23 protein-coding genes are annotated in these 23,636 nt (G+C 63.7%); 12 read left to right on the top strand and 11 right to left on the bottom strand.

What is annotated here, in order from left to right:
* Window positions 1-17 precede the first annotated feature (17 nt).
* Window positions 18-1,571 (bottom strand): GH39 family glycosyl hydrolase, encoded by a 1,554-nt coding sequence (locus tag AC3CBN_RS04345; protein ID WP_488635592.1) that lies wholly within the window; start codon window positions 1,569-1,571, stop codon window positions 18-20.
* Between the two features lie 148 nt (window positions 1,572-1,719).
* Here AC3CBN_RS04345 and AC3CBN_RS04340 point away from each other — a divergent pair, with 148 nt between their 5' ends.
* The gene (locus AC3CBN_RS04340) at window positions 1,720-3,585 is read left to right on the top strand and encodes a family 43 glycosylhydrolase (RefSeq protein ID WP_488635591.1); all 1,866 of its coding nucleotides are present in this window, start codon (window positions 1,720-1,722) and stop codon (window positions 3,583-3,585) included.
* Window positions 3,586-3,604: 19 nt separating this feature from the next.
* Here AC3CBN_RS04340 and AC3CBN_RS04335 read toward each other — a convergent pair whose 3' ends face one another.
* On the bottom strand, window positions 3,605-3,946 hold the full coding sequence (locus AC3CBN_RS04335) for a zinc ribbon domain-containing protein YjdM (RefSeq protein WP_488636665.1): 342 nt from the start codon (window positions 3,944-3,946) through the stop codon (window positions 3,605-3,607).
* A 4-nt stretch (window positions 3,947-3,950) separates the two neighbouring features.
* Between AC3CBN_RS04335 and AC3CBN_RS04330 the strand changes: the two genes are divergently transcribed.
* On the top strand, window positions 3,951-4,154 hold the full coding sequence (locus AC3CBN_RS04330) for a hypothetical protein (RefSeq protein WP_488635590.1): 204 nt from the start codon (window positions 3,951-3,953) through the stop codon (window positions 4,152-4,154).
* Between the two features lie 46 nt (window positions 4,155-4,200).
* Here the strand turns inward: AC3CBN_RS04330 and AC3CBN_RS04325 are convergent, their stop codons facing one another.
* Window positions 4,201-4,920 carry a hypothetical protein gene (locus tag AC3CBN_RS04325; protein WP_488635589.1) on the bottom strand — a complete coding sequence of 240 codons (720 nt, stop codon included), beginning with the start codon at window positions 4,918-4,920 and terminating at the stop codon, window positions 4,201-4,203.
* Between the two features lie 106 nt (window positions 4,921-5,026).
* Here AC3CBN_RS04325 and AC3CBN_RS04320 point away from each other — a divergent pair, with 106 nt between their 5' ends.
* From AC3CBN_RS04320 to AC3CBN_RS04295, 6 genes are all read left to right on the top strand, one after another.
* Window positions 5,027-5,329, top strand: a complete 303-nt coding sequence (locus AC3CBN_RS04320; RefSeq protein ID WP_488635588.1) for a hypothetical protein — start codon at window positions 5,027-5,029, stop codon at window positions 5,327-5,329.
* A 61-nt stretch (window positions 5,330-5,390) separates the two neighbouring features.
* Window positions 5,391-5,756: a hypothetical protein gene (locus AC3CBN_RS04315; RefSeq protein ID WP_488635587.1), complete on the top strand. Its 366-nt coding sequence runs from the start codon at window positions 5,391-5,393 to the stop codon at window positions 5,754-5,756.
* 52 nt (window positions 5,757-5,808) lie between these two features.
* A complete protein-coding gene (locus tag AC3CBN_RS04310; protein ID WP_488635586.1) occupies window positions 5,809-6,285 on the top strand; it encodes a hypothetical protein in 477 nt (158 codons plus the stop codon).
* 289 nt (window positions 6,286-6,574) lie between these two features.
* Window positions 6,575-7,588 (top strand): two-component system sensor histidine kinase NtrB, encoded by a 1,014-nt coding sequence (locus AC3CBN_RS04305; RefSeq protein WP_488635585.1) that lies wholly within the window; start codon window positions 6,575-6,577, stop codon window positions 7,586-7,588.
* The gene (ntrC, locus tag AC3CBN_RS04300; protein ID WP_488635584.1) at window positions 7,581-8,984 is read left to right on the top strand and encodes a nitrogen regulation protein NR(I); all 1,404 of its coding nucleotides are present in this window, start codon (window positions 7,581-7,583) and stop codon (window positions 8,982-8,984) included. Before AC3CBN_RS04305 ends, ntrC begins: the two co-directional genes overlap by 8 nt.
* A gap of 10 nt (window positions 8,985-8,994) precedes the next feature.
* Window positions 8,995-9,453: a GNAT family N-acetyltransferase gene (locus AC3CBN_RS04295; RefSeq protein WP_488635583.1), complete on the top strand. Its 459-nt coding sequence runs from the start codon at window positions 8,995-8,997 to the stop codon at window positions 9,451-9,453.
* A gap of 37 nt (window positions 9,454-9,490) precedes the next feature.
* On the opposite strand, the gene AC3CBN_RS04290 is transcribed toward AC3CBN_RS04295, so the two are convergent.
* The gene (locus AC3CBN_RS04290; RefSeq protein WP_488635582.1) at window positions 9,491-11,956 is read right to left on the bottom strand and encodes a sensor domain-containing protein; all 2,466 of its coding nucleotides are present in this window, start codon (window positions 11,954-11,956) and stop codon (window positions 9,491-9,493) included.
* 237 nt (window positions 11,957-12,193) lie between these two features.
* Window positions 12,194-13,330 carry a hypothetical protein gene (locus AC3CBN_RS04285; protein ID WP_488635581.1) on the bottom strand — a complete coding sequence of 379 codons (1,137 nt, stop codon included), beginning with the start codon at window positions 13,328-13,330 and terminating at the stop codon, window positions 12,194-12,196.
* Between the two features lie 117 nt (window positions 13,331-13,447).
* On the opposite strand from AC3CBN_RS04285, the gene AC3CBN_RS04280 reads away from it, so the two are divergent.
* Complete coding sequence (locus AC3CBN_RS04280; RefSeq protein ID WP_488635580.1) at window positions 13,448-14,731, top strand: acetyl-CoA C-acetyltransferase; 1,284 nt, start codon at window positions 13,448-13,450, stop codon at window positions 14,729-14,731.
* A gap of 30 nt (window positions 14,732-14,761) precedes the next feature.
* Window positions 14,762-15,277 (top strand): energy transducer TonB, encoded by a 516-nt coding sequence (locus tag AC3CBN_RS04275; RefSeq protein WP_488635579.1) that lies wholly within the window; start codon window positions 14,762-14,764, stop codon window positions 15,275-15,277.
* 17 nt (window positions 15,278-15,294) lie between these two features.
* Here the strand turns inward: AC3CBN_RS04275 and AC3CBN_RS04270 are convergent, their stop codons facing one another.
* The 5 genes from AC3CBN_RS04270 to AC3CBN_RS04250 form a co-directional block, all read right to left on the bottom strand.
* A complete protein-coding gene (locus AC3CBN_RS04270) occupies window positions 15,295-17,160 on the bottom strand; it encodes a phospholipase D-like domain-containing protein (protein WP_488635578.1) in 1,866 nt (621 codons plus the stop codon).
* 22 nt (window positions 17,161-17,182) lie between these two features.
* Window positions 17,183-17,749 (bottom strand): YceI family protein, encoded by a 567-nt coding sequence (locus tag AC3CBN_RS04265; protein WP_488635577.1) that lies wholly within the window; start codon window positions 17,747-17,749, stop codon window positions 17,183-17,185.
* Window positions 17,746-18,219, bottom strand: coding sequence for a SixA phosphatase family protein (locus AC3CBN_RS04260; protein WP_488635576.1), 474 nt, complete (start codon window positions 18,217-18,219; stop codon window positions 17,746-17,748). Before AC3CBN_RS04260 ends, AC3CBN_RS04265 begins: the two co-directional genes overlap by 4 nt.
* 50 nt (window positions 18,220-18,269) lie before the next feature.
* Entirely contained in the window at window positions 18,270-18,902 is a 633-nt protein-coding gene (locus AC3CBN_RS04255; protein WP_488635575.1) for a nucleotide-binding protein, read from the bottom strand.
* A 71-nt stretch (window positions 18,903-18,973) separates the two neighbouring features.
* Window positions 18,974-20,011, bottom strand: a complete 1,038-nt coding sequence (locus AC3CBN_RS04250) for a hypothetical protein (protein ID WP_488635574.1) — start codon at window positions 20,009-20,011, stop codon at window positions 18,974-18,976.
* A gap of 166 nt (window positions 20,012-20,177) precedes the next feature.
* Between AC3CBN_RS04250 and AC3CBN_RS04245 the strand changes: the two genes are divergently transcribed.
* On the top strand, window positions 20,178-20,378 hold the full coding sequence (locus AC3CBN_RS04245) for an antitermination protein NusB (protein WP_488635573.1): 201 nt from the start codon (window positions 20,178-20,180) through the stop codon (window positions 20,376-20,378).
* Between the two features lie 55 nt (window positions 20,379-20,433).
* Here the strand turns inward: AC3CBN_RS04245 and speE are convergent, their stop codons facing one another.
* The gene (speE, locus tag AC3CBN_RS04240; RefSeq protein WP_488635572.1) at window positions 20,434-21,288 is read right to left on the bottom strand and encodes a polyamine aminopropyltransferase; all 855 of its coding nucleotides are present in this window, start codon (window positions 21,286-21,288) and stop codon (window positions 20,434-20,436) included.
* Between the two features lie 278 nt (window positions 21,289-21,566).
* On the opposite strand from speE, the gene speA reads away from it, so the two are divergent.
* Window positions 21,567-23,456, top strand: a complete 1,890-nt coding sequence (speA, locus tag AC3CBN_RS04235) for a biosynthetic arginine decarboxylase (RefSeq protein WP_488635571.1) — start codon at window positions 21,567-21,569, stop codon at window positions 23,454-23,456.
* The last annotated feature ends 180 nt before the right edge of the window (window positions 23,457-23,636 follow it).

Here is a 23,636-nt window from a genome sequence, read left to right as displayed (position 1 = left end):
CGTGAGCGGAGCCTTGCCTAGTGCAGCTCGACCACCACCAGCCCCTGCGGCGGAATGTCGATGCTCAAACGTCCGTTCTTCAGCGTGAACTGCTCCGGCGCAGCGAGCTTGCCGGCGTCGCGCAGCTGCTTGATCTGCTCGCGGCTCGGGAAGTCCGGACGGCCCATCTTGTCGAACGCGGCGACGGCGTTGCCATGGTTCTGGTCCAGGCGCCATGCAGTGGCTTGTGCGCCAGCGGACAGGTGCGCCACGTCCACATCGAAATGCCTGGTCGCACCCTTCGGCTCGCCCGGCGTATACGCGGCAGTGTCACCAAGCGGCGGCGTGTAGTTCCACAGGGCGAGTACGACGGTGCCATCCGCGCGCTTGGTAGCCAGCGCGCTGTTGGACTTCAGTGGCAGTTGCACATCGCCCAGCTTGTGCAGCATGGCGAACGCGTTGAACGCCGGCTTCTCGATGCGGTCGGCCGCGATCAGGCCGAAGCCGCCGTAGAACGGCGTCTTCACCACGCCCTGTTCCTCGAACACGTCGGAGAACGACCAGTAGCTCATGATCGCTACTTTGCCCGCACATTCGCGGATGGTGTTGGCCATCCACGGGCCCATGTAGATCGTGTCGGTGACGTTGGGAAGGTTGGCGTACGAAGCGTTGTACTCGCTATAGATCAACGGCAGCTTCGGATAGGGCGAGGCCGCTATTTCCTTGTGCACCTTGTCCACGGCACGGCACACCATGTCGGCGCGCGGAATGTTTTCGCTGGTCTTGAATACGTTCGCGGCGGTGTCATCGCCATAGACGTGCGTGCTCACGAAATCCACCGGCACCTTCGCTTCGCGCACATGCTTGAGGAACTCCGGCACCCATGCGGCCTGCGCCGTGCTGGGGCCGCCCACGAGCAGGCGCTTGTCCACCGACTTCAGCACGCGGGCAGTGCGGTCATACAACTCGAAATAAGTGGGTTGCTCGGGCTTGCCACCCCAGAAGGCGAGGTTGGGCTCGTTCCACACCTCGAAGTACCAACTGGACACCTCCTCGATGCCGTAGCGCTCGATGAGATGCTGCGCAAAGGCGCGGATCAGCGCCTCCCACTCGGCGTAATCCTTCGGCGGCATCACGTTCGGGTGGTACCAGAAGTCGTGCACTTTGCTCGGGTCGGAGCTCAGCTCCTCCGGCATGAAGCCAAGCTCCACGAACGGCTTGACGCCGCGTTCGAGCAGGCCGTCATAGATCTGGTCGACGTAGCTGAAGTTGTAGCGAATCTTGCCCTGCGCATCGCGGTAGACCACGCCCACATCACGATCGAAGATGCCGTGGAAGCGGATGTAGCTGAGGCCAGTGGCTGCCTTCACCGCTTCCAGATCCTTGCGGTAGTCATCGCGCAGCGCGAGCGAGGCGCGGCCCGAGCCGTACATCTGTTCCCAGAAATGCGGCAGTGGCGTGCCCTTGGCCGAGGCGTCCACTCGCAGCGCCACCGAGTCGGTGCCGGCGGTTGCGGCGTGGGCCGAACCCATCAGGGCGAGGCAGATGGCAGCGCAGGTGGCAACGCGGCGGAACGGGGAAGGGGCGGACATGGCGGTTCCTTCAGCAGAGGTGGGTAGTCGGCCCAGCAAGGCGGGGCTAGGATGTAAACGTTTACGTGCCAAGTTGGAAGTCTCTTACAGACAGGCCCGCGTAATCAATACAGGCCATCCCAAAAAACGCACTGCACGAGCAAACGCCATGTCCTTGCCCGGTCCGATTGCCGCCCGCCGCCTTCTTAGTCACCTGCTGGCGATAGGCCTGCTCGCCTCAGGTGTCTTCGCTCCGGCCATGGCCGCAGACCCCTCGTCCGGCCGCACCTGGGCCAATCCGGTCGATATCGACTACCGCTACAACTTCGAGCAGATGAACGAGGGCATTTCCTATCGCACGGGCGCCGACCCGGCGGTCGTGCGCTACGGCGACGCCTACTATCTGTTCCTCACGCTCGCCGACGGTTACTGGCGTTCCACCGATCTGGTGCACTGGCAGTTCGTGACGCCCAGCCATTGGCCGTTCGACAGCGAGGTGGCGCCAGCCACCCTGGTGGCTGGCGGCAAGCTGTTTCTGATGCAGGCCGCCACGCAGCCGCGGCCGCTGCTGTATTCGACCGATCCTGCGCACGGCCGCCTGGATTTCTGGACACGCCAGCTTCCGCCTGTGCCCGGCGCGGTCTTCAGCGAGACGGAGACCACCATGAAACCCGGCGACCTGCCTCCCGGCCCGTGGGATCCCGGTCTGTTTCAGGACGACGACGGCAAGACGTATCTCTACTGGGGCTCGTCCAACGTCCATCCGCTCTACGCCGCGCAACTCGACCTCAAGCTCGATGACGAAGCAGAAGGCGAGGGCAAGCGGCTGGCTTTCCTCACCAGGCCGAAAGCGCTGTTCACGCTCCACCCTTCCGAACACGGCTGGGAACGCTTTGGCCAGGATCACACCGACGAACGCACCAAGCCCTTCATGGAAGGCGCCTGGATGAATCGCCGCGGCGACCGGTACTACCTGCAATACGCAGCGCCGGGCACCGAATACAACGTCTACGGCACGGGCGTGTACGTTGGCAAAGGTCCGCTGGGGCCCTTCGAATACGCGCCCTACAACCCGATCGGCGAGAAGGCCGGCGGTTTCGTTACCGGCGTGGGACACGGCTCCACCTTTCAGGACGCCTATGGCAACTGGTGGAATACGGGCACGTCGTGGATCGGCAGCAACTGGACTTTCGAGCGCCGCGTCGGCCTTTATCGCGCCGGTTTTCATTCGGACGGCCAAATGTGGGTGGACACGCGCTTCGGCGATTTCCCGCAGCGCATGCCCGATCATCTGTTGAAGGAAGACGAAGACACCTTCACCGGCTGGATGCTGCTGTCCTATCGCAAACACGCGACGGCTTCGTCCGCGCTGCCGGATCACCCCGCGTCCGACGCGACGGACGAAAACCCCCGCACGTTCTGGGTCGCCACCAGCAACACACCCGGCCAGACGCTAACGCTGGACCTGGGTGGCGAGCGCAGCGTGCGCGCCGTGCAGGTGAATTTCGCAGACTACAAATCGGGCCGCTATGGCAACGCGCCAGACATCGTTGCGCAATTTCGCGTGGAAGGCTCAAGCGACGGCCAACACTGGGCGACGCTGTTCGATCTCTCGCACGAAACCCGCGATCGCCCCAACGCCTACCTCGAACTGCAGCATCCGGAACGGTTGCGATACATCCGCTATGTACACAGCCACGTCGGCGCACACACGCTAGCCATCGCCGACCTTCGCGTATTTGGTAATGACGATGGTCCGCTGCCGCCAGCACCCACGCTGGTCTCCGCCAGGCGCCTGCCTGACGCGCTCGATGCGGAAATCGTGTGGACGCCCGTGCCCGGCGCCGTGGGCTACAACGTGCGCTGGGGTCTCGCCCCCAATCGCCTGCACTCCACCTACCAACGCTTCGCGGACCAGCCGACACGGCTCACGCTGCATTCGTTGAACAAAGGTGTGAGCTACGTGGTGGCGGTGGAGGCCTTCGATGAGCGTGGCGTCTCCGTGCTGTCGCGAACCATCACCCTGGCGCCATAAGCCATCGCGACATGGCGGTTCAGGCCTTCTTGAGAAAGCAGACCTTGAGCACAAGACCCTTGATCTTGTCCGAATTGCCTTCGATGTGTTCCGCATCGCCTTCGACCAGGCGAATATTGCGGATCACCGTGCCTTGCTTGAGTGGAATGGACGAACCCTTGACCTTCAGATCCTTGATCACCACGACGGTATCGCCACCGTTGAGCACGTTGCCGTTGACGTCGCGCACCACCACGCCAGCATCCTCTGCCTGAGCGGAAACCTGCGGCCATTCATGCGCACAGTCCGGGCAGATGTAGTTGTCCCCGTCCGGATAAGTGTTTTCCATGCCGCAGAGCGGGCAGGCGGGGATATCGGACATAGACATGGCAATCCATCGGGTTCGAAGAGCGGAAATTATAAAGGGTCGCCAGGATGGCCCGCTGGGCTGGACGATGCTTCGCATCGACCAGATCTTTCTGGTGTGGCAAAACTTCCTGATCGAGTCGCAAAGCGTAAACGGCCGATTGACAGTTTCTCTCCCCGCTGACGAGGAGCCGCTCGCATCCGGAAGCGACAGAGTTGCCTAAGGCACGCTCGACAATTGCCGTAAACAGACCCCGCCACATCTGTTGCTTAGGCCACGTCGATATCGTGAATATCGATGGTGACAGCCACGCGTTCGAGCAGCGGCCGGTTGTCCGGGCCAATGGTGTACACGCGACGCTTGGTGGGATAGACAATTTTCCCAAAGGTCCTGTGTTCGAGCGCATAGTTTGCGCTGGACGTGCCGCCCATGATGTCGACGCTGTAGTCGTGCCGCCGCAGCAGGCCCGGGGCATCGAAATAGAAGACTTGCTCGCGACTGTGGCTGTGGATGTCGGCTGGGAACGTGACCTTCAGTCGCCGCCACGTTTCACCGTTTTCGTCCCACGGTTCGATTTCCTCCGTCTGGAATCCGGGGAGCTTGAACAGGAACGGCGTGGTCAGGTAGGTCCACATCGCGTAACCGCTGAAATAGGTTAGGTGCAGCGCGTCCCAAGGTGTGGTGATCGTGTGCCCCTCGAAAGCCTGCCTGGGCGACTCACGCTCCTCGATCACCTTACCGTCGTCGGTCACAATCGCAGCCCGGTCGGATTCAAAGGAAGTGTGCCGGCCCGTTTCGACAAAGGGCGAAAACTCGGTGTGCTGCCGATGAGGATCGATCGACACGTGAGCGTCGGCAAAGACATCCGGCCAACCCTTGACGTGCCACAGGCCGCCACCGATAGAGACGTGCGCCGTCAGCTTCTTGATCTGCTGCCAGCGCTCCCAGCCACCATGGGCTGCGATAGCCGTTTGCAAGAGATTACTCATGTCAGAACTCCTTGCGTATTGCGCATAAATGTGGGCTCTTTGCGCAGAGGAGGATCGGCGCATATCGTGCCTTTTGATTCTCGTTGGTTTAGGACTGGCAAGTGATATGAAACCAAATCCTTATCATGATTTAGCTGCAAAGCTTGAGCGACTTGACGAGTTTATCCCCGCCAACAAGGATGAGCTCATGGAGTGGTACAGGCACGCGCGCGCGCTTGAGGAGTTCATCGTTGCGGAGGACAGTCTCGGCCCTTCCATTCCACATTTTCTTTGGCACTACTTGGCAGATGCAGACATTCGCCGGAAGTCTCCCGAATACTCGTCACTGCAGCGCAAGCAGTTGGGGATTCTTATTCGAATACTTAGGGAAGGACGTACGCCCAACGGGGATGAATTGTCGGTGACGTAGGTGGAATGCCCCCGGGCCAAGCGGAGAAGCTCTCACCCATTACGGTAAAGGCTCAGCCTTGGTGCCTAAGCGCCAGACAATCACCAAGGACATCACCCGTGCCGATGATGGCAAATGCGTGGACATGGTGGGCATTGCTGAGGATTACCCGTGGACCAGCTTTCACGCCAATGCTCTTGGAACAAGTGACCCGTTGATACACCCGCATGAGGAGTACATGAATCTTGGCCACGATCCTGTGCAAAGGCAGGCGACCTATCGCGCACTGTTCAAAGCAGCGATCAGCGACGACCAGCTCCTTGAGATACGCACCCACCTCCAGCGGCAGCGCGCGCTGGGAACCAGCCGCTTCCAAGCCGCCATTGAAGCGGAGCTTGGGAGGACAGCAAAAGTCCGGCCTCAAGGCCGACCAAGAAAAGTGCTCTGACCCCTTTGTTTCGGGAGGACCACAAAGCAATTCTAGAGGGGACAATCCATCCGTGATTAAGAAAGTGATAGCAGCGCTACTGCTCCTCGTTTCCAGTGGTGTTTTAGCTGACGAGGATGCGTCCATACGACTACGATCGACCGTCACTGGCGACAGCGGCACGTTCCTCGCAGACGTACTGCACGATGAACATGACCCAGGCTTCCGGCTGGTCATTTCCTGTCAAGAGGAATGCAAGTATCCCGGCAAATTTGAGGAAAGTACTATCGATTTTCCCATCTATGTGATGACACCTCGAGATGGAAGCGATCGGCTAGTAACGCTGTGGACTACTGGAAGTGCGTATAGGATAAAGATCTATCGGGTCGGCCCGGCAAAGATTGAGAAGCTCCTAGAGGTTGGCTCGAAATCTGCTCCGGACATATCCATCGACGAACAGGGAAATGAACACATAGCAATTCATGTCGAGCAGAAGGTAGATGTCTACGTATGGAAGGGCAGCACTTACGTCTTACAATCCAAGAAGTAGCGCCACTTACGTTTTGGACAAAGGGGTCAGAGCACTTTTCTGACCTACCGCAGCGATGCGCTCCGGCTCACCCACCCTTCTTCCATTGCGATGCTGCCTTCCTCCATCCTCAGGCAGCCGCTTCATGCCACGCCACCGGCGCGCACGCCATAGTTTGTGCAAGCTGCCGAACGCCAAAGCATGTAAGACCCGCACAAACTATGAGCTTGGGAACACTCACAAGAACGACGGCATTCGTTAATTACTCAAGCCATTGCACCATTTCGACGCATTGTCCATGATTGGTGCAATGAGCGAGCCGGCAGATCGTAGTTGGGCCGAGCCGCTGGCGACTGGAGTGGCGCTGGCGGATGCGCAGCTGCGTCTGCGGTGGGTGAATCCGGCGTTGGCGGAGTTGCTCGAAATTGGGCCGCGCAGTGCGGTGGGGCAGTCGTTGGCGGTGCTGCTGCATCGGCCGGAATGGATGGCGCTGGCTGAGCGTTCGCTGCGTGAGCCATTGCCGTTGCAGTTGCGCGGCATCGAGGTGCCTTCGGTGCGCGGTGATGCCGGGCACATGGACGTGTCGATGCAACCGCTGGCTACCGGTGAACTGCTGCTCGAAGTGCATGCGCTGGCACCGCCGGCCACCTCCAATACACCACTGTCGGCCACGCTGCATGGCTTCGCACATGAGGTGAAGAATCCGCTGGCCGGCCTGCGCGGCGCGGCGCAGCTGTTGCAGCGGCGCGTCGACGACGAGCAGCTGCGCTCGCTGGCAGGCCTGGTCATTGCCGAAGCCGATCGCCTGACTGCGCTGGCCAATCGTCTGCTGCGCCACGATGGCGCTGCCGCGAAACTGGGCCCGGTAAACATTCACGAGCAACTGGAGCGGCTGGGCGACCTGCTGCTGGCCGAGCCGTCGCCACCGACGATTCGCCATGACTACGATCCGAGCCTGCCCGACATCCATGGCGACGCGGACCGTCTGTTGCAGCTGCTGCTCAACCTTGCGCGCAATGCGATTGAAGCCGGGGCGCGCGCACTTACCTTCCGCACGCGCGCCGAACCCGCTGCACGCCTGGGTGAGCGCGCGGCGCGCATGGCGTTGCGGGTGGATGTGATCGACGACGGCCACGGTGTGCCTGTGGCATTGCGCGACACATTGTTCGAACCACTGGTCTCCGGCCGCGCCGACGGCAGCGGGCTGGGTCTGGCGCTGGCGCGCGAGATAGCGCGTGAGCACGGCGGCGAGTTGCGCTACGTCAGCCGCCCGGACGAAACGGTGTTTTCCCTCTATCTGCCGATGGGCCACGCACATGACTGAGCCGCGCCACGAAATCTGGATCGCCGATGACGACCGTGGCGTGCGCTTCGTGCTGGCCGAGGCGTTGCGGGACGCGGGCTTGATGGTGCGCGAGTTCGGCAACGGCGAGGATGTGCGCGCCGCGTTGCGCGATGCGCGCCCGGCGTTGCTGCTGACGGACGTGCGCATGCCGGGCGAGGGCGGGCTGGCCTTGCTCTCGGCGCTGAAGGTGCAAGGCGTGGGGCCGGTGATCGTGATGAGTGCTTACACCGACGTCGCCACCACCGCCGCCGCGTATCGCGCGGGCGCGGTGGACTATCTCGCCAAACCGTTCGATCTCGATCAGGCCGTGGCCGCGGTGCAGCGTGCGCTGACCGATGCGCCGATGGCCGCGGCAGTGCCCGCGCCCCCGCCGCAGGTGTCGCCCACGCATGCGCTGCTCGGCGAAAGCCCAGCAATGCGAGAGGTGTTCCGTCTCATCGGCCGCGTGGCCGCCAGCGACCTGAGTGTGCTGATCACTGGTGAGACCGGCACCGGCAAGGAACTGGTGGCGCGCGCGCTGCACGACGAAAGCTCGCGTCGTGACAAGCCGTTCGTCGCGCTCAACACGGCGGCGATTCCCAGCGAACTGCTGGAAAGCGAATTGTTCGGCCATGAGGCCGGTGCGTTCACTGGCGCCACGCGTCGCCACGCAGGTCGTTTCGAGCAGGCCGAGGGCGGCACGTTGTTTCTCGACGAAATCGGCGACATGCCGTTGGCGTTGCAGACGCGGCTGCTTCGCGTGCTTGCTGGCGGCGAGTTCTATCGTGTGGGTGGGCGCGAGCTGATTCGCGGCAACGTGCGCATCATCGCCGCTACGCATCAGGATCTCGATACGCGCGTAGCGGCGGGACAGTTCCGCACCGATCTCCAGCATCGCATCGACGTGGTGCGCATCGAGTTGCCGCCACTGCGCCTGCGCCGCGACGACATCGTGCTGCTGGCGCAGCATTTCCTCGCCACGGCGGCGCAGGAGTTGAGGCTGCCGCCCAAGCGCTTTTCCAAGGCGGCGCTGAAGGCCGTTGCGCAGCGTGATTTTCCCGGCAACGTGCGCGAGCTGGAAAACCTGTGCCGCCGACTGGCGGTGATCGCGCCTGGCGTGGAAATACTGCCGGCTGATCTCGGTGCTCAGCGCGATACGACGCCGGCAAGCGGCTGGACCCAGGCGCTCGGCGAATGGGCCGCACAGGCCATCGCCGATGGCGAGTTGGACATCCATACGCGCGCCTGCGAAGCGCTGGACCAGACGTTGTTGCAGGTGGCACTGGATGCGCACGATGGCCATCGCCAGCATGCCGCCGCCGCCCTCGGCGTGGGCCGCAATACGCTTACCCGCAAACTGGGCGCGTCGCGTGCGCGTCGCCCCTCCAAACCGTGAGTCGATCTCCATGACCATCACTACCCGCACCGCGGTGCGCGCCGATACCTCTCATATCGCACAGTGGAACGTCGCGATGGCCTGGGAAACCGAGAACAAGGCGCTCGATCCGGTCGTACTCGAGCGCGGTGTCATCGCCGTGTTCGACGAACCGCGCCGCGGCTTCTACCTGCTGGCCGAACGCGATGGCGAGCCGGTGGGCTGCCTACTGGTCACTTATGAATGGAGCGACTGGCGCGCGGGCGATTTCTGGTGGATCCAGAGCGTATACGTGGTGGACTCGGCGCGGCGCGAAGGCGTGTTTCGCAAACTCTATGAAGATGTGCAGCAGCGTGCGAAGGACGCCGGTGCCGTGGGTTTGCGCCTGTATGTGGAAACGGAGAACGAGCGTGCGCAGCGCACTTATGCCGGGCTTGGCATGGAGCGCTGCCACTACTTCATGTACGAGACGGAATTTGGGCGTTCCTGAAAGACCGGTCGCGCACAGGGTGCGCGACCATCAAGCCTCAGGCTGCCGACAACTGCTGCCCTAATTCCTCTGGCGGCAGCGCCGTGCCAAACAGGAAACCTTGCAGCAGCGAACAGCCGGCGCGGCGCAGGTGTTCCGCCTGCGCAAGCGTTTCTACGCCCTCCGCCACCACGCTCATGTCCAGGCCGTGCGCCATGGCGATGATGGCGTCGGTGATGGCGGCGTTGTCGGCGTCGGAGGCGATGTCGCGTACGAAGGTGCGGTCGATCTTCAACGCATCGATGGGGAAGTACTTCAGGTAAGATAGGCTGCAATAGCCGGTGCCGAAATCGTCCAGCGCCAGGCTGACGCCGAGATCCTTGATGCGCTGCATGAGCGCGCGGCTCTGGTCGCCGGCGGACATCACCATGCGTTCGGTCAGTTCCAGCTCGATCAGTGACGGCGGCAGCTGCGCTTCTTCCAGCGCCGTTTGCAGCGCATCGTGGAAACCCGGGTGCTGGAATTGCGGTGCGGATACGTTCACCGCCACCACGATGGGCCGCGCGTCGCGATACCACTCGCCGGCCTGGCGGCAGGCTTCGCGCATCACCCATTCGCCGATCGGCACGATCAGCCCACTTTCCTCCGCCACCGGAATGAACTGGTCGGGCAGGTATACGTCGTGTCCATCCACCTGCCAGCGTAGTAGTGCCTCGGCACCCACGATGGCACCGGAGCGGGCGTCCACTTTTGGCTGGTAGTGAAGTCGCAGGTCGCCATGGCGCAGCGCTTTGCGTAGATCCTGCTCGATGCGCAGCCGCGCGGCAGGACGCTCGCTCATCGACGGGGTGAAGAAGCGATAGCCGTTGCGGCCCTGCATCTTCACTTCATAGGTGGCGATGTCGGCGTTGCGAAGCATCGATTCCGCGTCGTTCGCATCGTCCGGATACACGCTGATGCCCACGCTGAAACCAATGCTGAACTCGCCCATGTGGCTCGCAGGGGAGGCCTGCCACAGCCGCATCAGCTTCTCGCACAACTGGCTGGCGCCGGAGCGTCCGTCCACATGCGACAGCAGCACCACGAACTCGTCGCCGCCCACGCGGCTGACCGTGTCCTCGTTGCGCAGATGGTTGCGCAGGTGCGTAGCGAACGCGCGCAGCAGTTCGTCGCCAGCCGAATGACCCAGCGTGTCGTTGATGTGCTTGAAGTGGTCGATGTCGATATGCAGCAGCGCGGCCTGGTCATGCCGGCGCATGGCGGCCGCCAGCACCTGTTCCAGCCGCGATTGCAGCAGGCTGCGGTTGGGCAAGCCGGTGAGCGTGTCATGCTGCGCCAGGTGCGCCATCTTCAGCGCCAGCGCGCGCGTCTCGCTCACGTCGTGGAACACCAGCACGCCGCCGATCACGCTGCCGGCGTGGTCGTGGATCGACGCGGCTGAATCCTCGATCGGTGTTTCGAAGCCATTGCGGTGGAGCAAGACCGCGTTGCCCTTCAGCTCCACGATGGCGTCGCGCGCGATAGCGTCAAGCAACGGATTGTGGAGTGGCTCGCGGGTGCGGCTGTCGATCAGCTTGAATACTTCGCTCATCGGTTTGCCGAGCGCCTCGGCGTGGCTCCAGCCGGTCATCGCCTCGGCAATGGGGTTGAGCGACGTGACGCGATGCTGCAGATCGGTGGTGATGACCGCATCACCGATGGAGCGCAACGTCACCTCGGCCAGTTCGCGCTCGCGGAACAAGGCTTCCTCATAGGCCTTGCGCTGGCTGATATCGAGAATCTGCGCCACCGCCTGGAAGGGTTCGCCATCCAGGCCGCGCACCACGGAGACGCTCAGCAGTACGTGCACCGCATGGCCATCGTGATGGATGTAGCGCTTCTCAAGTTGATAGGTTTCGTATTTGCCTTCGCGCAAGGATTGCGACAGCTCGCGCGACATGGTGAGGTCGTCAGGATGGGTAAGGTCGATCAGTGACATCGACAGCAGTTCCTGCTCCTCGTAGCCCAGCATTTCGCACAGTGCCTCGTTGACCCGTTGCATGTAGCCACCGGGCGAAACCATGGCCATGCCGATGGGGGCGTGCTGGAAGGCACCGTAGAGGCGCTGCTCGCTCTCGCGTAGCCGGGTTTCCAGCGCATGCCGGTCCGTGATGTCGATGAACACCGTGAACACGCCGCGCACCTGGCCATCGTCGTCGAAGTCGGGCTGGAAATTGCCGTGCACATAGCGGCGTGCCGATCCGGAGAACAGCTCGCCCTCGTACACCGCCGGTTCGCCGGCCAGCGCGCGTTCCAGGCCGATGCCGGCGCGTTGAAGGCTCCAGGTGTCGAGCACTTCGTCCACAGTGCGGCCCACGATGCGCTGGGGATCGATCCCTATCCATGCCTTGTGCGCGCCGCTGGCGAAGCGGAAGCGGCGATGACGGTCGATATAGGTAATAAGCGCGGGCGCGTTTTGCAGCACGTGGGCGGGCCACTGGGCATCGCCGCCTGCCGGGACGAACTCGTGATCGGATTGGCGCATGTAGGTTATCGCCCGCCGGCGCACCCCCCGCGCCCATCCGCGCATCATGCGCCAAGTGATGGCGGCTGTGCAGGCGGGTCTGCGGTATTTTCGATTTCTTCGCGACTGGCATCGCGTGGGCCTGTCGAGGAAGTTTCTTTCGTCATTCCAGCGAACACTGGAATCCAGCGTCTTCGGTGCGTGGTAGAGGCACTGGATCCCAGCTTTCGCTGGGATGACGATCTACTCGAATTTTCCCTAGTGCAAGGGTTCGGCCGGTGCGCCGAGCTGGCCTTCCGCGTTGAGCATGATGCGACCGAGCGCGTGCAGATCCGCCGCAATGCCGTGATGCGCAGCCAGCGTTGCCACCATCGGACCCAACGCACTGGGATGCAACGGATAACCGTGCGCCAGCACGCGCGCCTGACCGCCTTCGCCGCGCTGGGCCACGGTCACCGCCACGACGCCTAGGCCTGGCGCTTCGTGGGCGTAGAGGGCGGGCGCATCGTAGCCAGCGTCGGCGACGCCAAGGGTTTCCATCAGGTAGCCGCTACCCGTCGTGGCCGTATCGCGTGCCGTCAGCACCAACGGCAGGTGATGCGCTTCGAGCAGGGCAGCGTACTGGCGCAATTCAAACACCGCGCCGGCAAAATCGTGGGCGCGCTGACTGGGCTCACTGCCCTGGACGCGCAGCCAATCGGCGGGCGATTGCACCTCCACCTTGCCGTCGTGGTAACGCAAGGCGAGACCGCGGGCGCTCATGGTGGATTCGTCGCGATAGGGCGTAAGCAACGCGGCTTCCAGCAGGGTCCACAGTGGCGCGAGGTTGACGTGCTCGTATTGCACGCAGGTCAGTGCCAGCAGGTCGTTGCGGCTGAGATATCGGACGTGTTCCAGCCGCACGCCGAGTGTGCGCATCAGCCAGTCGCCGGTGCGCGCGCCGGCTTCGCCGCGACCCACCAGTTCCACTTCAAGCTTCTCCGACAGGCTTTCGGCCAGCGCTTCGGGCGCCAGCAGCGAGATCGGCAACAGCCGCATCGGGCCATCGGCGAAGGCGGCTTCCGGCTCCAGCGGCTGGGCGGGCATGTGCCCTTCATGGGTGCCGAAGGCCACCACGTTCTCCAGGTGGCCGCGCGGCACACGGCGGGCCAGCTCGTCCAGCGTGGCCCAGACCGGGAAACCCGGGCGCAGCAGCTCGACCGCGTCAAACAAGGCGCCCGCCACGGCCAGCCGGGCTTCGTTCACTTGCGGCACCAGCGCGTGCAGGTCGGCGGCCAGCAGGGCGGCCAGTTCGGCGGCTTCGTCGCGGCTCAGCGTGCGGTGCGCGGGCGTGTCGCCGGCCGACAATTCCAGTGCCAGGACCACGGGCAGGGCGACAAGTGCTTGTGCTTCCACGGATAACGAACCCGAACGGCTAAAGAACCAAATTCTAGCATTGGGGGTTTTTGGGCTTCCGTGGCGTGGCGGAGCGGGTTAGCCTTGAGGACTCGGCTTTTTCGGACAGTTCCAACCATGGAAAACACGCTCAAGCGCGTCGGTGTGATCGGCGGTGTACGCATTCCGTTCTGCCGCAACAACACCGCCTACGCCGATGTCGGCAATTTCGGCATGTCGGTGAAGGTGCTTGGGTCGCTGGTGGAACGCTACGGCCTGCACGGCGTGGAGCTGGGCGAAGTGGCCATGGGTGCGGTGATCAGGCACTCGTCCGAGTGGAATCTGGCCCGTGAGGCGGTGCTGTCCTCCGGGCTGGCGCCGACCACGCCAGCGATCACCACGGCGCGCGCCTGCGGCACCTCGCTGGACAACGCCATCATCATCGCCAACAAGATCGCCACCGGTCAGATCGAGGCTGGCATCGCCGGCGGCTCGGACACCACCAGTGATGTGCCGATCGTGCTGGGCGAGCGCCTGCGCAAGCGCCTGCTGGCGCTCAATCGCGCCAAGACCTGGCAGGAAAAGCTGCGTGCCGCCACCCAGGGCTTCTCGCTGAAGGAACTCAAGCCCGCCTTTCCGGGCGTGGCTGAGCCGCGCACGGGCATGTCGATGGGCGACCACTGCGAGAAGATGGCCAAGGAATGGCACATCACGCGCCAGGCCCAGGATCAGCTGGCGCTGGACAGCCACCGCAAGCTGGCCGCTGCTTATGACGCCGGTTTCTTTGAAGACCTGGTGGTGCCGTTTCGCGCTCTGAAGCGCGATGGCTTCCTGCGTCCTGACTCCACGATGGAGAAGCTTGGGTCGCTCAAGCCGGCGTTCGACAAGAGCTCTGGCCAGGGCACGCTGACGGCAGGCAATTCCACCGGTCTCTCCGATGGCGCCGCCGCGGTGCTGCTGGGTACCGAGGAATGGGCGGCCACACGTGGCCTGAAGGTGCAGGCCTGGTTCCGCGATGCGGAAGTGGCGGCGGTGGATTTCGTGCATGGCGAAGGCTTGTTGATGGCTCCGACCATCGCGGTGCCGCGCATGCTGGCGCGCCATGGGCTCACCCTGCAGGACTTCGATTTCTACGAGATCCACGAAGCCTTCGCCGCACAGGTGTTGTGTACGCTGCGCGCGTGGGAAAGCGCGGACTACTGCAAGAACCGCCTGGGTCTCGACCAGCCGCTGGGTTCGATCGACCCGGCGAAGCTCAACGTGCATGGCTCCAGCCTCGCAGCGGGGCATCCGTTTGCGGCCACTGGCGCGCGTGTCATCGCCACGCTGGCGAAGCTGCTGGATCAGAAGGGTTCCGGTCGCGGCCTGATCTCCATCTGCACCGCTGGCGGCATGGGCGTCACCGCCATCCTCGAGCGCTGAGCGGCGTCGCGCGGCGCAACCCTCATTGCCATGTTGCGTCTGCGCACCACCGTCAGCCTGAGCCTGCTTGCATTGATCACAGGCATTGCGGGCACCGCCTGGCTAAGCACGTTCACCGACAAGTGGCGGGGACCGCCGGCCGCCGCGGTCACGCATGTCGAGAAGGTTCGAACGGTGCTGCGTCGGCACGCGCGAACGGCGCACGCCGTGCCCTCTCCTTCACCTGCTCCGTTACAAGCCGCGATACCTCGTGTCGAAGCAGCGACATCGCTGCCCACGCTCACGCCGATCGACATGCCGCCGCTAAAGGTGCCGCTGTTTGAACGCGCCGCTCTTGGCAGCGGGCGCGTGGTGCTGCGTCTGGCGGTCAATGGCGACGGTCGGGTAGAAGACACTTCGATAGCGCAGACCAGCGGTGATGCCGCCCTGGACGATCGCGCGGTGCGCACGGTACTGCGCTGGCGCTTCGCGGTGCCGGCGGATCATCCCGATGGCCTGACCGGCGAACTGGTCATGCGCTTCGATGGAACGCCCGCCGATCATTAGGCGCGCATCCTTCCCCGTTAAAGGACGCCCTTCACGCCGGCTCCGAACGCAGTGATCAAACGCGTGTAGATCAGCTTCGTCGAGATGTCCACGTCCGGAAAGTCACCCACCGGCACATAGCAGCTGAAGAACGCGGGATCGCTCGGCCGCATGGGCGTGCAGCCAGCCTTGAGATCGTAGCTGGTGGCGTAGCGGTATGGCCAAAGGTCGAACACCGGCAGGCTGGCGGAGACATCGCCGATGGCTGTGCTGAGGTCGCCCTGCTGTCGCGGCCCGATGACCCACGCATTCTCCGGTTGCGTGTCGCGCATTATGCTCTCGCGCAGCGCGTTGGCGAAGCGGGCGTCATAGACGATGACGCCCGCTTCGGTGTTGTAGTGATCCGAGCGCGGGTCGAAGTTATGCGAGCCGACCATGGCGAAGTCGTCGTCCACCACGATGGATTTGGCGTGCAGGCCGAAGCGTCGCCCCGGTGTGGTGAGCGGCGGCGGTCGATTGCGGCGGGCTCCGCCGTGGCTGCCGAGCAGGCCGCGCTCGGTGCCCATGCGGTGCCGGGTCCGGCTTGCCCCTAGAACCGACGGTTCCGGGCCTTCGTCGTCGGCCGCCTCGGCGTTGTCTTCGGCCGGACCGACCGCATGCGGCTTCATCTCGTAGATCTCGAAGCCGTAGTCCTTGAGATAGCGTTTGCGATGCTTGTAGGACAGCGCATACACCGCAAACGCATCGGTGGAAGCCAGCGAGTTGGTCGATACGATGATGCGTGGCGGCGACTCCGCCTGTCGCAGGCCGGCGAAGATCGCCTGTGCTCGCTCGCTGAGCACGAGATACGGCGTCTGCAGCACCACTTCGTGCTGGGCCGCACCGATCATGCGCATCACGTGAGCGGTGAATTCCTGCGCGCTGTGCTTGTCCGGTTGTGTCGTCTTGGCGGGCAGGTCGCTGAAGTAGTCCACGCGCCCGGTGCGCAAGGTCTCGCTTACCAGCACATCGTCCAGCCAGTCGCCGTCCTGTGCTTCCTCCTGCACGCGGGCCACGCGTAGCGGATGCGCGTAATGCGGGGCCGGCCACGGCGTGGGCCCATGCGCGTGGAGGATGTCCCGGTTGATGTCACGCAGATGAGTCAGGTTCGCCGAACGCTTGTGCTTCCAGAACGTCTCGAAGCTTTCTGCCATGGCGTGTGCCGCGGGGCCACCCACCATCACGTCGCGATCGACGTAGTCGAAATCGTCGTCCCAGTCGAAATAGCGGTCCTGGTAATTGCGTCCGCCGGTGATGCCGATGGTGTCGTCCACCAGCAGCAGCTTGTTGTGCATGCGCTGATTGAAATGAAGGAAGCAGCACACGATGCTCGCGCCAAATTCCATCGCGGAGGTTTTCGCCTCGTGGAATGTGGGGTTGTACAGGCGCACTTCGAGGTTGGTGTGCGCGCTGGCAAGGCGGTCGAGCAGGGCGGTGTCGGTGAAGGAGAACAACTGGTCCGCGAGGATGCGCACCTTCACGCCGCGCCGCGCCGCCTGCAGCAGTTCGTTGAGCACCAGTTGGCCGGCGTCGTCCTGGTCCCAGATATAGGTCTGCACATCGATGGAGTGCTGCGCCGCGCGGATCAGGTTGAGCCGCGCCACCATCGCCGCTTCGCTGTCGTTGAGCAGCGTGACCACGTGCACCGGTTGCGCATCGGTGGAGTCGGCCATTGCCTCGCGCGCGGCATCCAGCAGCGGTGAGTCGATGGGGCAATGATCGGTGCGGACACAATCGAGCTGACGCTGGATGTCGGCGGCGACCACGGCATCCGCGCGCCGGATACGAGTCGGCGACACGCTGCATCCCGACAGCATCAGGATCGCAACGAGCAGTGCGGCAAGGGCGATCCAGCGCGGGTGCATCGCACCATGATACGGACTGGCTTCAGCGCGTGGCGTAATCGAGGCTGATCGACAGTCCAAGGTCTACCTTGTCCGATAGCGCGGTGCGGTGTCCGCTCATGCCAAAGTCGCTGCGCCGGATGGTGCCGCGCACGGCGATCACGCATAGCTGGGGTGCGGCCAGCGGGCAGCGCGATGGCAGCAATTCAAAATGCGCGGGCCGGGTGATGCCGCGCAAGGTCAGCGTGCCTTCCAGGTCACCACCCTTCTCCAGCATGGCTAGTGAAATGGGCTCGGACACGAAGCGGATCGAAGGAAAGTTCGACACATCGAAAAACTCCGGCGCCAGCACCCAGCGACGGATGCGGTCCGAGCTCATCTGGATGCTGTCCACCGTAATGTTGGCATCGACCACGGCGGTGTCGTGCAATGCGCTCAGCGTCACGTCGCCATCGATCTGTTCGAAGCGCCCGCTGATTTGACTCAGCCAGAACAGGCGCACGCCGAAGTCGGCGTGCGAACGTGCAGGGTCGATGCGGTAATCAGCGGCCTGGGCTGGCAGCGCGGCCAGCAGCAACATGGCCAGGCAGCCAGCGAACCGCCAGATCATGGGGACCAGAAGGCGTCCAGGCGGGCGTTGCCGGGTTCCAGTGCGCCGTCCAGGTGCAGCACTGCCAGGCCCGCCGGCGGCATGCCGCGGAATTCGTCCGAACGGCCTTCCACCAGCAAGGCCACCAGCCGTTCGATGCCCGGATTGTGGCCGACCAGCATCACAGTGCCGGCATCGCCATGCTGGTCGAGCAAGGCGAGCAACTCGCCCGGCGTGGCTTCGTAGATATCGTCGACAAATGTGGGCGCCGGTGCATGCTTCATGGCCGACAGCGCCAGTTCCGCGGTACCGCGGGTGCGCGCGCAAGGAGAGCACAGCACCCGGTCGGGCTTCACGCCATGCGAGGCCAACCATTTGCCGGCGGCCCGCGCCTCCTGCTCGCCGCGACCGCTCAGGCGCCGGCTCTGGTCGTCGCCTCCGGAAGTGGCGGGCTGGGCTTCGGCGTGTCGCAACAGGATGAGTTCGTGCATAGGTCTGGCTCCAAGATCTTGCCGCGCTGGAGGCAACGTGGCCGCGTGATTCATTGCTGGCGCTTAATCCAGCGCAGGAGGTGCTTCCAGTCCTCCTGGTGACTTCGGACGTTTTCCGAAGCGTAGTCAAAGATACCTTTGCCAAGTGCGCCCAACAGCACATATGCCTGACTGTCTCTCAACTGCGCCACGACGGGGAACGGTGCCTGTTCCGCCAGCCTTGTCATGGCATCCTGACTGGCGTTGGTCCATGGCTTGAGACGGTTGCCCACCAGACCGACGGGCAGCTTGCCGCGCTTGATGCGGTTCACTTGCTTGAGGTGTTCCAGGAAGTCGAACGTCGCGTCGAGGTCGAAGGTTGACGGCAGCACCGGCACCAGCACCACATCGGCCTTTTCCAGATAGGGTTCGAGGTCGCGCTCCTGCGAGCCGGCGGGCGTATCGATCAGCACGCGCTGGGTATCGGTGGGGATTTTTTCCAGCGCTTTGCGGCCGCCTTCCAGCGCCAGTACGCCAGGCACGTTATCCGGGCGTTGCGCAGCCCAGCGAAAGCCGGATTGCTGCCGATCGGCGTCCACGATGGCGGTGTGCTTGCCATCCTGCGCCCAGTGCGAGGCCAACTGGGTGACCAATGTGCTCTTGCCGCAACCGCCTTTGCTGCTTGCTACCAGTACCGTGAGCATGATGCTGCCCCTGTGTCCAAGCTTGGAACCAAGCCTACACGATGCCCGGGGCGGCGAGGCAAGCGTAATGGTCAGCTTGACTTGGTCGGCTCCCAGTCGGCCGGTGCATCGACGACGATGTTGTAGTCATGCAGGGCGGTGAGCATCAGGCTCATCTCGGTGCCACCCGAGCGGGCCAGCGACAGCAGATGCTGGGCGAGGGCCGTTTCACCCTGGGCGCGCGCCGCCAGTTGGGCGAAGCTCTTTACCTGCCACACCAGGTTGCGTCGGGCACGACGGGCGTCATCCTGCTGGGCCGGATCGTCGGCCAGCACTTCGCGCAGGTGCAGACCCAGCGAACGGGCCAGCGGGCTGGATCCCCATTCCAGAAGCTTGCCCAGCTTGAGGCAATCGGCCTTGAGCGCTGCGTCGTCGCTGCCTTCCTCGCACACTCGCGAGGTGGCCTGCAGGCCAGGCTGCGGTTGCGTTTCGGCCAGTCCGAATACCATCATCACCTGCACGCCAACCGCGCCGGTGGCCGACAGCGGATTGATCACCGCCGGTGGCGGCGGCAGCAGGGTGACGGTGGTAGCCAGCGCCTTGAGGCTGGTGCCGGTGTAGTCGTCATAGAGCTTGGCCGAGGCGGCCTTGGCCAGGTCTTCGCGGGCAGCGTCCTTCTTGTCGTCACGCATGTCCTGGCCCAGCTTGAGCAGCCACACGGCGGCGTTGTCCTGGGCCTGTACAACGAGCTTGTCCATGGCGTCGGTGTTGGGGCAGCCGTCGGCCTTGGCATCGCAGTCGCCGAGGCGTACCCAGTTGCTCCCCGGGCCGGCGTCGGGCGCCTGCGTGGCACGATCGATCAGGGCATGGAAGCTGTTGAAGTCGGGTTGGTCGGTGAGCGGCCGGGCCAGCAGCGCGCCGCCCAGCAGCGGGACGGAAGCGGCCTGGGGGGCGATGACGCTCACCAGGTCTTTCTGGAAGGCTAGCAGCGCCTGGCGGCGCGCAACTACTTGCGGGTCGACGCGCGAAGTGGTGGTGGCCTTGGTCTTGGCCGGTGGCGTAGCGGCGAGCGCCGGACCGGTCAAAGCGGCAAAAACGAGTCCGAGCACGAGCGGGAGCCGTCCAAGCATCGGGTCATCCTTTCCAAAGCGAAGCGGTCAGCATACCGTTCCCGCATTAAGCTCGCCTGATCCACCGGACGCGACGGGCAGGGAGAAAGTGTCCGGCCTTGCTAGCATGGCCGCTTCGCGACGCCCCGGGATGATGTTTCATCCTGCGCAGCACAGGAGACCAGTAGTGAACGATTTTTCTTTCTTGGCCGATGGCCGCGCCGCGCCGTGGTTTGTCGGTTGGGGCACGCTGGCCCTCATCAACGCAGGCCTGGCTCAGGGTAAAAACCGCAGTGGCTTGCTGTGGTTCCTGTTGTCCCTGGTATTTGGACCCCTCGCCACGCTGGTTCTGGTGCTGATGCCCAAGGCGCGCCAAACGCTGTTCTGAAACGAAAAAGCCCGCCGCCGTCGCCGGCAGCGGGCCCGATTTCAGGGGAACAGGTTTATTCGCCCAGCGCTTCGCGCATGAACTCCGGCATCGCCAGCGCACCCTTGTGGATGTCGGCGTTGTAGTAGCGGGTCGGGAAGTTCTTGCTGATGGCGCCGCGCTCGCGGAAGCCGGCCAGGTCACCACCCTTGCGAACCATCGTGCAACTCCACCAGCCGGTGGGGTAGCACGGCTGCGGGAACGGCAGCGTCTTGACTGCACTGAAGCCGGCGGTGCGCATGGCCGAGCGCATGGACTTGATCAGCTCCAGGTGCGCGATTGGCGATTCGGACTGCTGCACCAAAATGCCGCCGTGGCGCAGGGCCTTGTAGCAGCTGGCGTAGAAGGCGGCGTTGAACAGGCCTTCGGCCGGGCCGATCGGGTCGGTCGAGTCGACGATGATCAGGTCCAGCGACTCGGGCTCGGCCTCGGCCATGTACTTGATGCCGTCGATAAACAGCAGCTCGGCGCGCGGGTCGTTGTTGGACTCGCACAGCTCCGGGAAATACTGCTCGGCCAGACGCGTGACGCGCTCGTCGATCTCCACCTGCACCGCGTGCTCCACTTCCTCGTGCTTGAGCACTTCACGCAGCGTGCCGCAGTCACCGCCTCCGATGATCACCACGCGCTTGGCGCGCGCATGGGTGAACAGCGCCGGGTGGGTCATCATTTCGTGATAGAGGAAATTGTCGCGGCTGGTCAGCATCACGCAGCCGTCGATGACCATGAGATTGCCCCAGTCGGTGGTCTGGTAGATCTCGATGGTCTGGAACGGCGTTTTCTCGGCATGAAGCAGCTTCTCCACGCGATAACCGATGGAAGAGCCGGAGGCCTGGTGGGCTTCGGTGAACCAGCTGGGGTGCTGCGACATGGGAGCGTTCCTGACAAACGAGAGGGTCAAAGAGCGGGAATTGTAGCCGAACCCGCGTCGACATCCCGTTGTGAGGCGGCCTCGGCAGCCGGCACATTGTCACAAGAGGCCGTTACAATAGTCGTCTGGACCGCCGCGCAATGCTGCCCGCGGTCCGCCGAGTCAGCCCGGCCCCGCGGCGTGCGAGGCTTCCGGCCGGCTGACTTTGCATTCGTCAAGGCTCGCCGCTGCGACGACATGTTCAGGGTGTTACACGCCCGTTGCACAAGGAGCCCTCCATGTCGAAGCACTGGAACATCGATGCTGCCCGTCATACCTACGCCGTCCCGCACTGGAGCGACGGCTATGTGGATGTGAGCGCAGCTGGCCATATCGTGATGCGCCCGCACGGCGCCAACGGCCCGGCGCTGTCGCTGCCGGCCATCGTCGACCGCGCCCGCGCCGAAGGTCTGCGCCTGCCCTTGCTGGTGCGCTTTCCGGACATTCTTGCCGATCGTTTGAAGCGCCTGCAGAGCGCCTTCGCCAAGGCCATCGGCGAGTGGAACTACGCGGGCGGCTATACGGCCGTCTATCCGATCAAGGTGAACCAGCAACGCGGTGTGGCCGGCGAGCTGGTCGCTGCCGGCGAGCATGGCTTTGGCCTCGAAGCCGGCTCCAAGCCCGAGCTGATGGCAGTGCTGGCGATGGCACGCCCCGGCAGCATTGTGATCTGCAATGGCTACAAGGATCGCGAGTACGTGCGACTGGCGTTGATCGGGCTCAAGCTCGGTCTGCGCGTGCACATCGTGATCGAGAAGCTGTCCGAGCTTGACCACGTATTCTCCGAAGCGAAGGCGCTCAACGTCGAGCCGCTGCTCGGCGTGCGCGTGCGCCTGGCCTCCATCGGCGCCGGCAAGTGGCAGAACACCGGCGGCGACAAGGGCAAGTTCGGTCTTTCGCCCAGCCAGGTGCTGACCCTGGTGGAACGCCTCGACCAGGCCGGCCTCAAGCACACGCTGAAGCTGCAGCACTTCCACATGGGTTCGCAGATTTCCAACGTGCGCGACATCGCCAACGGCATGCGCGAGGCCACGCGCTACTTCGTGGAATTGAAGCGCATGGGCGTGCCGCTGGACATCGTCGACGTCGGCGGTGGCCTGGGCGTGGATTACGAAGGCTCGCGTTCGCGCAGCCACAACTCGATCAACTACTCGATCGAACAATACGCCGCCACCATCGTGCAATCGTTGGCCGAAGCGGTGGCCGAGGAAAATCTGCCCGCGCCGCACATCATCACCGAGGCTGGCCGCGCGATGACCGCGCATCACGCCGTGATGGTGGTGAACGTGACAGAAGTGGAACCGGTGCCGGAAGGGAACATTCCTTCCGCGCACGATCACGAGCCCGCCGTGCTGCGTCGTCTGCGCGAAACCTGGGCAGAACTGGACACGCGCCCCCCTTTGGAGCTGTTCCACGAAGCCCAGCATCACCTCGCCGAAGGCCAGACGCTGTACGCATTGGGCCAGCTCACGCTGGATGATCGCGCGCGACTGGACGACATGTACTACGCCATCGCCAACGAGGTGCGCAAACGTCTGCTACCGGCCGAGCGCTCGCATCGTCAGGCGCTCGATGAACTCGACGAGAAGCTGGTCGACAAGTACTTCGTCAATTTCTCGGTGTTCGAATCGGTGCCCGACATCTGGGCTATTGATCAGATCTTTCCCATCGCGCCGATCGCGCGTCTCGATGAAGAACCCACGCGTCGCGGCGTGATTGTCGACCTCACCTGCGATTCGGATGGGCGCATCGATGACTACGTCGATGCCGACGGCGTCGACGTGAGCCTGCCGCTGCATGCGCTGAAGGAAGACGAGAGTTATCGCCTTGGCATCTTCATGGTCGGCGCGTACCAGGAGACACTGGGCGACATCCACAATCTGTTCGGTGACACCGACGCGGTGAATGTGCGCGTGGATGGCGATTCGTATGTTTTCGCGCACAAGCGCCGTGGCGACACCACCGACCTGATGCTCGACTACGTCGGCTACGACCTCGAGGCGTTGCGTCGCAGCTATCACGAGCGTATTGCCGCGGCGGGCGTGCAGGGCGACGCTGCCGAGCAGCTGTTCGTCACCTTGAACGAAGGTTTGACTGGCTATACCTATCTATCCGAGGGCGTGCGCTGAGCGTGCGAGACGCCGCCGGTTTGCTGTTCTGCATCCCTGCGAAGGCAGGGATGCAGCGCCTCTCCGGCGCATGAAGTCACTGGATTCCTGCCTTCGCAGGAATGACGAATAGGCGGAGGCGCGTTCAAGCTGTCCATTGGTCGCATGGATGCGCGCCCAAGAGCTGTGCCAGCCTGTGTC

The organism is Dyella sp. OK584, assembly GCF_057787755.1.
Note: the sequence above shows the minus strand (reverse complement) of the source record. Positions and strands in the feature narration are given on the sequence as shown.

Coding starts and splice junctions, on each gene's coding strand:
- AC3CBN_RS04345 (WP_488635592.1), bottom strand. CDS start 1,571: ATGTCCGCCCCTTCCCCGTTCCGCCGCGTTGCCACCTGCGCTGCCATC.
- AC3CBN_RS04340 (WP_488635591.1), top strand. CDS start 1,720: ATGTCCTTGCCCGGTCCGATTGCCGCCCGCCGCCTTCTTAGTCACCTG.
- AC3CBN_RS04335 (WP_488636665.1), bottom strand. CDS start 3,946: ATGTCCGATATCCCCGCCTGCCCGCTCTGCGGCATGGAAAACACTTAT.
- AC3CBN_RS04330 (WP_488635590.1), top strand. CDS start 3,951: ATGGCAATCCATCGGGTTCGAAGAGCGGAAATTATAAAGGGTCGCCAG.
- AC3CBN_RS04325 (WP_488635589.1), bottom strand. CDS start 4,920: ATGAGTAATCTCTTGCAAACGGCTATCGCAGCCCATGGTGGCTGGGAG.
- AC3CBN_RS04320 (WP_488635588.1), top strand. CDS start 5,027: ATGAAACCAAATCCTTATCATGATTTAGCTGCAAAGCTTGAGCGACTT.
- AC3CBN_RS04305 (WP_488635585.1), top strand. CDS start 6,575: ATGAGCGAGCCGGCAGATCGTAGTTGGGCCGAGCCGCTGGCGACTGGA.
- ntrC (WP_488635584.1), top strand. CDS start 7,581: ATGACTGAGCCGCGCCACGAAATCTGGATCGCCGATGACGACCGTGGC.
- AC3CBN_RS04295 (WP_488635583.1), top strand. CDS start 8,995: ATGACCATCACTACCCGCACCGCGGTGCGCGCCGATACCTCTCATATC.
- AC3CBN_RS04290 (WP_488635582.1), bottom strand. CDS start 11,956: ATGCGCCAATCCGATCACGAGTTCGTCCCGGCAGGCGGCGATGCCCAG.
- AC3CBN_RS04280 (WP_488635580.1), top strand. CDS start 13,448: ATGGAAAACACGCTCAAGCGCGTCGGTGTGATCGGCGGTGTACGCATT.
- AC3CBN_RS04275 (WP_488635579.1), top strand. CDS start 14,762: ATGTTGCGTCTGCGCACCACCGTCAGCCTGAGCCTGCTTGCATTGATC.
- AC3CBN_RS04270 (WP_488635578.1), bottom strand. CDS start 17,160: ATGCACCCGCGCTGGATCGCCCTTGCCGCACTGCTCGTTGCGATCCTG.
- AC3CBN_RS04265 (WP_488635577.1), bottom strand. CDS start 17,749: ATGATCTGGCGGTTCGCTGGCTGCCTGGCCATGTTGCTGCTGGCCGCG.
- AC3CBN_RS04260 (WP_488635576.1), bottom strand. CDS start 18,219: ATGCACGAACTCATCCTGTTGCGACACGCCGAAGCCCAGCCCGCCACT.
- AC3CBN_RS04255 (WP_488635575.1), bottom strand. CDS start 18,902: ATGCTCACGGTACTGGTAGCAAGCAGCAAAGGCGGTTGCGGCAAGAGC.
- AC3CBN_RS04250 (WP_488635574.1), bottom strand. CDS start 20,011: ATGCTTGGACGGCTCCCGCTCGTGCTCGGACTCGTTTTTGCCGCTTTG.
- speE (WP_488635572.1), bottom strand. CDS start 21,288: ATGTCGCAGCACCCCAGCTGGTTCACCGAAGCCCACCAGGCCTCCGGC.
- speA (WP_488635571.1), top strand. CDS start 21,567: ATGTCGAAGCACTGGAACATCGATGCTGCCCGTCATACCTACGCCGTC.